The organism is Crenothrix polyspora (assembly GCF_900163755.1).
In the GTDB taxonomy this organism is placed as follows: domain Bacteria; phylum Pseudomonadota; class Gammaproteobacteria; order Methylococcales; family Methylomonadaceae; genus Crenothrix; species Crenothrix polyspora.
Window position 1 is genome coordinate 1 of record NZ_FUKI01000150.1, and the last position, 10,680, is coordinate 10,680.

10 protein-coding genes are annotated in these 10,680 nt (G+C 41.6%); 7 read left to right on the forward strand and 3 right to left on the reverse strand.

Annotated features, from left to right (window positions below):
• On the forward strand, window positions 1-245 hold a 245-nt coding region (locus CRENPOLYSF2_RS18890; RefSeq protein ID WP_176371137.1), incomplete at its 5' end, for a hypothetical protein.
• A 309-nt stretch (window positions 246-554) separates the two neighbouring features.
• On the opposite strand, the gene CRENPOLYSF2_RS15385 is transcribed toward CRENPOLYSF2_RS18890, so the two are convergent.
• The gene (locus CRENPOLYSF2_RS15385) at window positions 555-1,784 is read right to left on the reverse strand and encodes a multifunctional CCA addition/repair protein (protein WP_087144837.1); all 1,230 of its coding nucleotides are present in this window, start codon (window positions 1,782-1,784) and stop codon (window positions 555-557) included.
• A 120-nt stretch (window positions 1,785-1,904) separates the two neighbouring features.
• Here CRENPOLYSF2_RS15385 and CRENPOLYSF2_RS15390 point away from each other — a divergent pair, with 120 nt between their 5' ends.
• From CRENPOLYSF2_RS15390 to CRENPOLYSF2_RS15400, 3 genes are all read left to right on the forward strand, one after another.
• Window positions 1,905-2,741 carry a sulfite exporter TauE/SafE family protein gene (locus CRENPOLYSF2_RS15390; RefSeq protein WP_087144838.1) on the forward strand — a complete coding sequence of 279 codons (837 nt, stop codon included), beginning with the start codon at window positions 1,905-1,907 and terminating at the stop codon, window positions 2,739-2,741.
• Between the two features lie 109 nt (window positions 2,742-2,850).
• Window positions 2,851-6,198 (forward strand): FecR domain-containing protein, encoded by a 3,348-nt coding sequence (locus CRENPOLYSF2_RS15395; RefSeq protein ID WP_087144839.1) that lies wholly within the window; start codon window positions 2,851-2,853, stop codon window positions 6,196-6,198.
• A gap of 13 nt (window positions 6,199-6,211) precedes the next feature.
• Window positions 6,212-6,535 (forward strand): hypothetical protein, encoded by a 324-nt coding sequence (locus CRENPOLYSF2_RS15400; protein WP_087144840.1) that lies wholly within the window; start codon window positions 6,212-6,214, stop codon window positions 6,533-6,535.
• Window positions 6,536-6,699: 164 nt separating this feature from the next.
• Here the strand turns inward: CRENPOLYSF2_RS15400 and CRENPOLYSF2_RS15405 are convergent, their stop codons facing one another.
• Complete coding sequence (locus CRENPOLYSF2_RS15405) at window positions 6,700-7,542, reverse strand: symmetrical bis(5'-nucleosyl)-tetraphosphatase (RefSeq protein WP_087144841.1); 843 nt, start codon at window positions 7,540-7,542, stop codon at window positions 6,700-6,702.
• 4 nt (window positions 7,543-7,546) lie between these two features.
• Window positions 7,547-7,924: a Co2+/Mg2+ efflux protein ApaG gene (gene apaG, locus CRENPOLYSF2_RS15410; RefSeq protein WP_087144842.1), complete on the reverse strand. Its 378-nt coding sequence runs from the start codon at window positions 7,922-7,924 to the stop codon at window positions 7,547-7,549.
• 127 nt (window positions 7,925-8,051) lie between these two features.
• On the opposite strand from apaG, the gene mpl reads away from it, so the two are divergent.
• The 3 genes from mpl (at window position 8,052) to tnpA (ending at window position 10,602) form a co-directional block, all read left to right on the forward strand.
• Entirely contained in the window at window positions 8,052-9,404 is a 1,353-nt protein-coding gene (gene mpl, locus CRENPOLYSF2_RS15415) for a UDP-N-acetylmuramate:L-alanyl-gamma-D-glutamyl-meso-diaminopimelate ligase (RefSeq protein WP_087144843.1), read from the forward strand.
• A 129-nt stretch (window positions 9,405-9,533) separates the two neighbouring features.
• On the forward strand, window positions 9,534-9,962 hold the full coding sequence (locus tag CRENPOLYSF2_RS15420; RefSeq protein WP_087144844.1) for a YidB family protein: 429 nt from the start codon (window positions 9,534-9,536) through the stop codon (window positions 9,960-9,962).
• Window positions 9,963-10,173: 211 nt separating this feature from the next.
• Window positions 10,174-10,602 (forward strand): IS200/IS605 family transposase, encoded by a 429-nt coding sequence (gene tnpA / locus CRENPOLYSF2_RS15425; protein ID WP_087144845.1) that lies wholly within the window; start codon window positions 10,174-10,176, stop codon window positions 10,600-10,602.
• Window positions 10,603-10,680: the final 78 nt, after the last annotated feature.

A 10,680-nucleotide genomic window follows, 5' to 3' on the forward strand; every position in this document is an offset into this window, starting at 1 on the left:
AGCCTTCATATCTTTTATCTAATTGTTTTAGATATTATTTTTTATTGACGGTAGCAGTATTGGGAGCTGTCCCACTTCCTCTTGCTTTCGCCACTGCACCCAAATGGCCTGCTACAACCGGTTTGGTAGCTTATGAAATTCCTCAGGCAGGACTTGATGTTATGAACACAACAAACCGCTTTAGCTTTGCTGTAATTGAAGATTCAGCGGTAGTACATGCGAAACTAACCTATATATCTGAATAAAATTTACATACAGCGTTTTTATAATTAGTTAGTTACTTTACAAATTAGATAAATATATTTAACGCATTGATTTTGTTTTATATTTAAAATTTACGTTGTTTTTTATATTAACTAACCTAACATGTAAACAATAGCTTTTCTGCCTACCGCACAACAAAAAGGTTTGCAGAAAACATCCTGCAAGCCTTTTTGTTATTTCTAACCGTGAAATTCGCCCCAGCTTAAATGGATAGCCTGAATTGCTATTAGCGACGTATGCTGAAATCAATTGGATCATACTTTCGGCTAAAAATCGTTGCTTGATTGACGTTAATTGTCTTGTTTATTAGCAAGTGCAGTAATAGCAGCAATGCGTAATCGGCGTATAGCGTCACCAATGTGCGGCCCTTGTAAGCTGCTGTTGGTAACTACCGAGGTATCTATGGCGCTTGCGGCGCTTGCAGCTTTAGCAAATATTGCCGCTTGTGGATAAGGTTTGTTCTCAAACCCCGTGCGCCCTTTGGCATCCGCTTCGCAGGCTAATAGAAAATCCGCCAAGGTGTTATTGGCTTTAAAGGCACCCAGTGTACTTAACAGATCTGCTAATGTTGAGGCATTAAGTTCGGTGACTTTATGGCAATGGGTGTGATATTGCATAACGTGCAGTGCAAGATTTTTAAAATTATTGGGGACACGTAGCCGCTGACACAGTGCTATTAAAATGGGTAAGCCGGTTTTTTCGTGGCCGTAATGGTGTGGCCAAATTGCTGGTGGCGTGATGCCTTTGCCAAGATCGTGTACTAAAACTGCAAAACGTACTTCGGGCTTATTGGATAGTAAAGCTGCTTGTTGTAGGCATAACAGTGTGTGTATGCCGGTATCAATTTCTGGGTGATATTTTTCCGGTTGTGGTACACCAAATAAACAATCAATTTCTGGCAATATTTTGGCTAATGCACCGCAATGCCTTAAAGTATAAAAAAATGCCGAAGGCGCGGCTTCCTTCAATGCTTTGAGTAGTTCTGCCCACACGCGCTCTGCTACCAGATGATCCACCTCACCACCTTCGACCATTGCTTGCATAAGCGCCATTGTCTCTTCTGCCACAGTAAACCCCAGTGACTGATAACGGGCTGCAAAACGTGCCAAACGTAAGATCCGCACCGGATCTTCGGCAAAAGCTGGCGATATGTGTCGGAAAATTCTATTCTCTAAATCTTTTTTGCCGCCGTAGGGGTCAATCAACTGACCTTCAGGAGTCATGGCCATAGCATTAATGGTTAAATCTCGGCGGATTAAATCGTCTTCTAAGCTAATATTGGGTGCGGTGTAAATGCTAAAACCAGTGTAGCCGGGTGCGATTTTTTTCTCCGTTCTGGCGAGCGCATATTCTTCTTGATTATTGGGGTGTAAAAATACCGGAAAATCTTTACCCACAGGCCGAAATCCTTGCTTGATCATTGATTCCGGTGTTTCGCCGATCACCACCCAATCGCGTTCTTTAACGGCAATATTAAGCAAGGTATCACGTACTGCGCCACCAACTAAATAGATTTGCATGAGGGGTATTGTGTTTATTAAAGATGCAGTTAGCATAGCATACGCGGCTTTGTTATGGCAGTTGCTGTTTTGCACGCTAAATTCTGATTTGGTTGAATTAATTTTTTGGGAGGCGACAAGGTGATAGACATATTTTTTGCCAGTGTGTTGTTAGGTGCGGTATCCGGTATTTCGGCAGGCTTGTTTGGTATTGGTGGTGGCCTGATTATTGTGCCAATTCTGGTAATGCTGTTTACTCAACATGGCTTTGCTGCCGAGTTAGTGATGATTATGTCGGTAGCAACGTCTTTGGCGACAATTATTGCCACTTCAATATCTTCGGTATGGGCGCATCATCGTCTGGGTGCGGTGGTTTGGGATAAGGTATTCCGTTTGATGCCTGGTATTGTTGTGGGGTCGGTATTAGGGGCGTTATTGGCTAATCAGATGCCTAAAGAAGTATTGCGCTTAGTATTTTTGGTGTATTTAGTGTACGCTGCCATTAATATGGCTTTAGCGCACAAACCTAAGCCAGGGCAAGTCGCTGCGTCTAAACGTGTTGATAATGTGGCGGCGGTGTTTGCGGGAAGCTTGTCGGCTATTTTGGGTATTGGCGGCGGCACGCTGATTGTGCCATTTTTAGTGCATTTTCAGCTGCCCATGCGTCATGCGGTGGCAGTTGCCAGTGCTTGTGGTTTGCCAATTGCTATCACCAGTACGATCAGTTATGTGTTACTGGGCAGAACAGTTTCAGCATTACCAGAAGGTAGCTTCGGTTATGTGTATTGTCCGGCATTTTTGGGTATTGTATTGGCCAGTATTTTTACCGCCCCCATAGGCGCTAAATGGGCTAATAAAATTCCGTCTAAACAATTAAAACGATATTTTTCAATACTTTTATTTGTTATGGCAGTAAAAATGTTATGGTCTTATCAGGGTATGGTGAGCAGTCATTTTACTCGTTTATTGCATTTGTAAATGCGGCGTGCTTCAATGGGGACGGTTATAAACAACACGCAGGCCGGTTAATTCATTCTATTGATTTAACTAAGTATTATTTTGGTTGTTAGAAAGCAAAAAAATAATAATGTATAAGAAAATAATTTGCTATTTCTGCTCTATCTTCTCACTGACACCTTGTTACTTGCAAGCAGCGACCGCTTGCGAGCATTGGATAGCGAAGATTGTTTCTGCGCAAGGCATGGTTGATGTTAAATATCTGGATCAAACACAATGGAAATCGGCGCATCAGAATGATTTTTTGTGTAATGGTGATGGTGTGCGTACAGGGAAAAACAGCCGTGTGGTTTTAATGTTTACCAATCAGGCGTTGGCGACTTTAGATCAAAATGCGGCACTTATTTTTCCTGTACCAAAAACAAAAAAACACGCGTGGTATTTACGTTTGCTTGAAGGCTCTATTTTTTTTAGAAGCCGTAACAATTATGAATTGGATATAGACACGCCATTTCTTAATGCTGTTCACAAAGGCACCGAATTTATGGTGACAGTAACGTCTAATAAAACGCAAGTGGCGGTGTTTGATGGCGCGGTGGCGGCAAGCAATGCGGCGGGTAAGGTACTAATAACACAGGGTTTGGTAGGTGAGGCTGGCGCTAATCAAGCCCCGCAGCTGCATGCTTTAACCGTCAGTCCACAAGATGCTGTGCAATGGAGCTTGTATTACCCACCTATTGCCGATTATCAAACCCTGAAATTATCCGCTGTAGATGCTAATTTACGCAGCGCATTAATGGCTTATCAACACGGTGATGTCTTTGCCGCTTTAAAAGCGCTTGATAACGTGCCGGAAACTGCTCGTAACAGTGGCTATTTAAATTTTAGTGCTTCGTTGTTATTGACGGTTGGGCGTGTGGATGCCGCGCGTGTACAGCTTGAGCAAATTTTTGGCTTAGAACCTAACAACACGGATGCAATAGCGCTGCAAGCGATTATTGCGGTGACTCAAAATCATCAACAAGCGGCATTAGATTACGCGCGTAAGGCGGTTAGTTTTAAGCCTAAATCTGCTGTTGCACATCTGGCATTATCGTATGCTTATCAAGCGCAATTTAATATTGATGCGGCCTTAAAAGCCACACAGCTAGCCACAGATCTTGCGCCAGATAATGCGCTGGCATGGGCAAGATTGGCTGAGTTACAGCTGTGTGTTAGTGATAGGGTGGCGGCCTTAATAGCGGCTAAAAAGGCACAAGCGCTCAATCCCCATCTGGCCAAAATCCACATCATAAAAGGCTTTACTGAGCTTGCGGAAAATACTATTGCCAGCGCAGAACGGGCATTTACGCAAGCAATTAATCTGGATTCTTCTGATCCTATGGCCAGATTGGGTTTGGCTTTAGCAAAAATTAAGCAAGGTCAGCTGGACGCTGGCAAGTGTGATTTGGAAATCGCGGTTAATCTTGATCCTAATAATGCCATTTTACGCAGTTATTTGGGTAAAGCGTTTTACGAGCTGAAAAATAAGGAATTTGCCACCAAGGAATTTACTATTGCTAAAACAATGGATAGCAAAGATCCCACGCCGTGGTTTTACGATGCAATCCTTAAACAAGCCACCAATCGTCCGGTTGAGGCACTGCATGATATGCAAAAAGCGATTGAGCTAAATGGTAATCGCGGTGTGTATCGCTCAAAATTATTGCTGGATAAAGATAAAGCCGCGCGTCAAGTGGGTTTAGGTCGTATCTATAATAATTTAGGTTTTGATGATGTTGCTAATCGATTGGCGATGACATCATTGGCGACAGACCCAAATAATTATTCCGCACACCGCTTATTATCGGACAGTTATATGGTTAAGCCGCGACACGAAATAGCACGGAGCAGTGAATATTTACAGTCGCAGTTATTGCAGCCGCTTAATTATAATCCAATACAACCCAGTTTGGCTTACAGCGACTTAAATATTATTAAAGGCATTGGTTTGGTTGATACCTCGTTTAATGAATATAATCGATTATTTGAACGCAACGGTGTACGATTTACTTCGACGGGCATTGCGGGTTCTAATAGTCTTTTAGGCGATGAAGCGGCTTTATCGGGAATATATAATAAATTTTCATTTAGTTTAGGGCAGCTGCATTACGCTACTGACGGTTTCCAAGATAATAAAGGATTTAAACACGCTATATATAGCGCTTTTACACAATATGAAATGTCGCCTAGTGTTAATATTCAGGCAGAATATCGGCATCGTGAAACAGAACAAGGTGATTTAGCACTTAAAGGTTATGCTGAAACTAGTCTGGCATATAAGCGAAATATAAATCAAGACAGTTATCGCTATGGCATGAAATTTTCACCGACACAATATTCGGCTATGTTATTGTCGTTTATTCATACGGACAGAAAAGAAAATACTAATCATGATATTCAAAAAACCAGTAGCAACAATTTTGAAGCACAATATTTATTTGACAATACTATTTTAAATATAATGTTAGGTGGCGGGGCATACCTTAATGATAATAATAGTTATGCTGAAAAATGTATCGACAAGGTATGCCCGCATGTAGTTAGTAATATAAGTCAGTATTTTGGATATTTGTATTCAAATTATAAATTTTTTGATAATTTAAATGTAACATCAGGATTATCTTTCGATCATTATATTGATAATAAAATGAGTGCGGATTTTACACTCAATGAACTGAATCCAAAGCTTGGTTTATTTTGGACGGCTAATAAGTATGTAACCGTTAGAGCGGCGGTGTTTAAAACGGTTAAATCTGCGATTACGGATAATCAAATTCTTCAATCTACGCAAGTTGCTGGCTTTAATCAGTTTTTTGATGATATTAATGGTACAACGGCTTGGCAGTACGGCTTTGGTATTGATACGCATATCCTTAAGAACAGCTATGCAGGCATTGAAATTTTTAAACGTGATTTAAAAATTCCCACTTTTGTTGGTCGACAGGATTTCATTACGGGTAAATCTGTGGATTTTTTTATAAAGCCCACAGAAGAAATATATCGCTTGTATTTTAATTGGACACCACACGACAATTGGGTTTTAAATGCTGAGTTTCGTTTCGAAAATTATCGCAGTGACGGTAGTTTTCCAGTTTTTCCGAAATTTGTTGAAACTGCTTATATTCCACTGGAAATTAAATTTTTTCACCCCGCTGGGTTTTTTGCGACAGTAAAAGGCACTTATGTTAATCAAAAAACCCAGGCAGCCACGGTGGATTTAGAAAAAGTAGGTAGTTTTAACAGTGATTTTTATCTGGTGGATGCGGCTATTGGTTACCGATTTCCAAAGCAATATGGTTTAATCAGTCTGGAGGCTAAAAATATATTTGATAATAATTTTATATACCGAGATAGGCAATACCAATTAAATGAGCAGCATTCGCCTGATTTTTTTCCAGAACGAACGTTGTTTTCTCGTATTACGCTTAATTTTTAATTCGGAGTAAAAAATGAACAGTAAAACGATATTACCTACATTAAGTAAAGCTGCAACCGAAGAAATTCTTGGTGAGGAATTGGCTTTTGTACTTGCTTTTGGTATAAACGGAGAGATAAAGCTGGTTTTTCCACACGGTATCGAAATTAATTTAGAGGATTTCAAAAATAAAAATCCTTTAGATTTTATTGATATTTCTTTTAAACTGCCCCCTGATGAAGAGGTATTAAATATTACGCCTGATACAAGTTCTGATGCGCAAAAATTATTGAAGTATTATTATATTTGTCGTCGAGGCGGTAGTTTAGTAACGTGCTCTACGCCTTGTGTTTTTTAATATAAGCGATGGATTGTACTACAGCGCTTTCAACTTAGGACAGTTACAACCATCGTTCGTGCTGAGCTTGTCGAAGCATGAACGGCACACTTCGACAAGCTCAGTGCGAACGGTTACGCTGTAATTATTGAACTGTGAAAACGCGGCAAGTAATTTTAGTATTATTAAAGATTAAGCGCTGACGTTTTAACAGGTTTTTGAATGCCTACACAATCAATACTAAAACGCTGTACTGGTTCAGCCAGTTTTACAGCGGTTAGTTGACCACCCCACACGCAACCGGTATCAATCGCTAGGCAATTGTGTCCTTCGTAATAGCCTAGCGAGGACCAGTGTCCGAAAATAATCCGCATGTCCTGGCTTTTGCGTTGTGGCATAGCAAACCAGGGAATTAACCCATGTGCTTGGTTGCCAGGATTTACGCTACTGGAAAAATCCAGTCGCCCGTCTTTATCGCAATAGCGCATGCGGGTAAAGCAATTAACAATAAAGCGTAAACGGGATATGTTTTTTAGTTTGCTTGACCACAGATCGGGCTTATTGCCGTACATTTGTTTTAAAAATGACGCATAATTTGCGCCGCGCAAAGTTTTTTCAGCAATGTGTGCCATGTTTTTTGTCGTAGTAAAATCCCATTGCGGCGGAATACCGGCATGCAGTAAACAAAAATGCGCGTTGTAATGAAACAGTGGGCGATGTCTTAGCCAATCTAATAATTCATCCCTGTCCGGCGCATCTAATACCGGACTTAAGGTATCTTTTTTAGAGGATAATAACGGTAAGCACGATGAGGCAAGCAAGTGCATATCGTGGTTGCCTAGCACACAAATTGCCGCATCTCCCAATGATTTAACAAAGCGCAAGGTTTCCAATGATTTAGGACCGCGATTAACTAAATCGCCTGCGAACCACAGTTGATCGTTGTGTTTATTAAAGGCAATAACATCCAATAACCGTAATAAGTCATCGTAACAACCTTGAATATCGCCTATGGCATAAATAGCCATAGCATTAATGCAAGGTTCTAGGGATAGACAGCGTAAACTGCGGTATGGGGGCATCAAAGCAATCGCCCTTATCAGTACGCATGGTGTAGCTGCCTTGCATAGTGCCGACCGGCGTTTCAATCATTGCACCGCTGGTGTAGCGAAAAGACTCGCCGGGTCGTAAATAAGGTTGTTCGCCAATCACACCATCACCGCGTACTTCCTGGGTTTTACCGTTGGAGTCGGTAATTAGCCAGTGCCGGGTTATTAATTTTGCAGCTATATTACCTGCATTAGTAATGGTAATGGTGTAAGCAAACACGTAGCGGCTATCATTAGGAAATGATTGTGCCTCTATGAAATAAGGCGTTGCTTCAACTATAATTTTATTTTTTTCGTTCATTATTAGATCACACCCGTTACATGAGATTATTTTATCGTAACGTCAAGGTTAAGCGCATGCGTGTATTGTATTGCAAAAGATAAACGCTGTAGGAAATCATTTTTTAAATAACTTTTAGGATAAAGCGGTGCATATTCACATTTTAGGTATTTGCGGAACATTTATGGGCGGGTTGGCCGTTATTGCGCGGCAGTTAGGTTACGAGGTCAGCGGTTCTGACCAAAACGTCTACCCGCCAATGAGTACGCAATTAGAACAACAGGGCATTACGCTCATGGAAGGCTATAATGCAGAAAATTTAGCTAATACGCCAGATTTGGTGATTATTGGTAATGCGATGTCACGGGGTAATCCCGAAGTGGAAGCGGTGCTTAATCGCGGTCTTAAATACGTGTCTGGTCCACAGTGGCTGGCCGAACATGTGTTGTATGATAAATGGGTGCTAGGTGTGGCTGGTACGCACGGTAAGACCACTACTACCAGTATGTTGAGCTGGATATTAGAGCATCAAGGTTTTAACCCCGGCTTTTTAATTGGTGGCATTCCGTTGAATTTTGGTATTTCGGCACGCTTAGGTGAGTCGTCGTTTTTTGTGATTGAAGCCGATGAATACGATTCGGCATTTTTTGATAAACGCTCCAAATTTGTGCATTATCGGCCGCGTACCGCCATCTTAAATAATTTGGAATACGATCATGCCGATATTTTTCCGGATTTGGCGGCGATTCAAAAACAGTTTCATCATTTGGTGCGCACCGTGCCAGGCGAAGGCTTAATCATTAGCCCCGCCGCCGATGACAATATTAATGACGTGTTAGCAATGGGTTGCTGGACACCGCAAGCTAAAACCTCGATTAATGCCGATGCGGCGTGGAATGCCCAGTTAATTAAGCCAGATGGCAGCGAATTTGATGTACTATTTAATAATGAAAATCAAGGCACAGTACAGTGGTCGTTAACCGGTGACCATAACGTTTATAACGCGCTGTCAGCGATTGTGGCGGCAAAACATGTGGGGATTTTGCCAAAAGATGCGATTAATGCGTTGGCGTTGTTTCAAAACGTTAAACGCCGTATGGAAGTGATTGCTAAAATCAATAATGTTACTTTGTACGATGATTTTGCCCATCACCCTACCGCCATTGCCACTACGTTGGATGGTCTGCGTAAGCAAGTGGGTAAGCAGCGCATTATTGCCATTGTTGAGCCGCGATCTAATACCATGCGTCTTGGTGTGCATACCGAAACCTTGGCGCAGTCGTTAAGCGATGCCGATGTGGCGATTATGTATCAGCCAGACACGATGGATTGGAACTTGAGTGCGCTAAAGCAATATGCTGATAACATCACTATTTGCCATTCTATTGATGGCATTGTTGCGCGTATTAAACAAGAAGCTACGAGCGGTGGCCATTTTGTGCTAATGAGTAATGGCAGTTTTGGTGGTATTTATGCACGATTAAAACAAGAACTCGCTTAAAGTTTAAAGTCGGCTTTGTGAAAAGGCAATTAAATAAGCCTGAACTTTGACCCTAAAATCGGAAAGCAGTATGATGGCCTTGGCTGCGAATAAGCGCATCTTGTTAACCACATTAAATAGGAGATCCATATGGGATTGCTAGACTCAATCGTAGACGTAGTGAGCGCACAAGCAGGCGGCACTGCGGGAAATCAAGGTAATTTATTGACATCTGTTTTGGGTATGCTGAATAGTCCTGAAACAGGTGGTTTGAGTGGTTTGGTGCAAAAAATGGTAGCCGGTGGGCTGCAAGAACACGTTGCTTCTTGGGTTGGCACAGGGGCAAATTTACCGGTATCAGGCGATCAATTGCAAGCGATTTTAGGCTCTTCGTTTGTGCAAGATATTGCCACAAAATTGGGTATTAATGTGGCTGATGTATCGGGTGGACTGGCGAGTCTTTTGCCAACAATTATTGATAAGCTGAGCCCTGATGGTAAATTACCTGAAAATACCGATGGTTTGCTAGAACAAGGTTTAGCAGGTTTAATCGGTATGCTGGGTAATAAAACAGCATAATTTGCCGCTTAAAGAATCAACAAGGCTTGCGTGTGCTTAGGTGCCGCAGGCCTTTTTTGTGTTCATTGCCTTGATGCTTTGTATCTTGACGGGGGACTATTTCAAGTCTTTATTTCAATATGAAGGGTGAAAACCTCCGACTTTAGTCGGACAGATTTCATCACTAAAAGTTAGTTTATATTACAATTTTGATTTTTAGTTGGTGTGAAAAATGGATTATAGATACGGTAGTCATACGGTGTTTAAAATTGAATATCACTTTGTATGGGTTACGAAATATCGATACAAAGTACTTTATGGGGACGTTGCGTTGCGAGTTAGGGAGTTGATCAAACAGACTTGCGAGGCTTTTGAGATAAGGATTGTCAAAGGTGTTGTGAGTAAAGATCATGTTCATATTTTGGTTTCCGCTCCTCCAGCACTTGCGCCGAGTGAAATTATGAGGCGCATAAAGGGGAAAACAGCAAGTAGGCTGTTTGAGGAATTTCCGGTTTTGAAGAAACGCTACTGGGGGCAACATTTTTGGGCACGAGGCTATTTTTGTGCAACGGTAGGTGATATGACAGAAGACATGATAAAACAATATCTTGACCATCATTTTGAGCCGGGAGCAACAAAAGATTTCGAAGTTGAACCTTAGACACGTCGTTTAGTCGACGTGTATCCCGACTTTCAGTCGATACCTTAAACCCACCGGCCTAGCCGGTGGTTGTTTAGT

Excerpts from the sequence above, each read along its gene's own strand:
- CRENPOLYSF2_RS15420 (WP_087144844.1), top strand. The coding sequence starts at position 9,534 with ATGGGATTGCTAGACTCAATCGTAGACGTAGTGAGCGCACAAGCAGGC.
- tnpA (WP_087144845.1), top strand. The coding sequence starts at position 10,174 with ATGGATTATAGATACGGTAGTCATACGGTGTTTAAAATTGAATATCAC.
- CRENPOLYSF2_RS15400 (WP_087144840.1), top strand. The coding sequence starts at position 6,212 with ATGAACAGTAAAACGATATTACCTACATTAAGTAAAGCTGCAACCGAA.
- CRENPOLYSF2_RS15385 (WP_087144837.1), bottom strand. The coding sequence starts at position 1,784 with ATGCAAATCTATTTAGTTGGTGGCGCAGTACGTGATACCTTGCTTAAT.
- CRENPOLYSF2_RS15405 (WP_087144841.1), bottom strand. The coding sequence starts at position 7,542 with ATGGCTATTTATGCCATAGGCGATATTCAAGGTTGTTACGATGACTTA.
- apaG (WP_087144842.1), bottom strand. The coding sequence starts at position 7,924 with ATGAACGAAAAAAATAAAATTATAGTTGAAGCAACGCCTTATTTCATA.
- CRENPOLYSF2_RS15395 (WP_087144839.1), top strand. The coding sequence starts at position 2,851 with ATGTATAAGAAAATAATTTGCTATTTCTGCTCTATCTTCTCACTGACA.